General features: G+C 69.4%; 1 protein-coding gene. It reads right to left on the reverse strand.

Annotation, left to right across the window (positions count from 1 at the left end; genetic code table 11):
- Nucleotides 1-598 (reverse strand): Ig-like domain-containing protein (locus ACWPMZ_RS16520; protein WP_455705187.1); only part of this gene is annotated, 598 nt, incomplete at both ends.

Below are 598 nucleotides of genomic sequence, written 5' to 3' on the forward strand. Positions count from 1 at the left end.
GCCCGTCGTTGACCGCCAGCGGCACGTCGTCGGCAATGCTCAGGGTCAGGGTCACCGTGGTCGGCGCCGCGTCGTCGCTGTCGGCCACGCTGACCGTGACGATCCCGCTGTCCGAGCTGGCGCCCGCATCGTGCGCATAGGGCGCCGTCTGGGTGAACGTGTAGGCCCCGGTGGTCTCGTTGATGGTCAGCGTCCAGCTCGCCGCGGTGAACGTGGTCACCCCCGCCGCCGAGGTCTTGACCGCCGCGCCCAGCGCGCCGTCGTAGCTTGCATTGAACGAGCCGAACCCGTCGGAGCCGTAGGCAATCGCCAGCGTCCCGCTCGATACCTGCGGCGTGAACGCGTTGACGTTCGAGCCAGGATCGGCGTCGCCCGCCACGTCGCTCGTCGCCGCCGCCGCGCTGGTCGCGGTGGCCTTGCTGTTGTCGCCCGCGAACGTGAACCTGAGTTCGGCGGTGTCGGGATCGCCGTCGGCATCGATCAGCGTATAGGTGAACACGTCGACCGAGCCGGCCGGAACGGTCGTCTTGGGCGTGTAGCTGTAGCTGCCGTCGGCGTTCAGGGTCAGCGTGCCGAACGTGCTGACGTAGGGCGTGCC

The sequence above is a fragment of the Tsuneonella sp. HG222 genome (assembly GCF_053819185.1).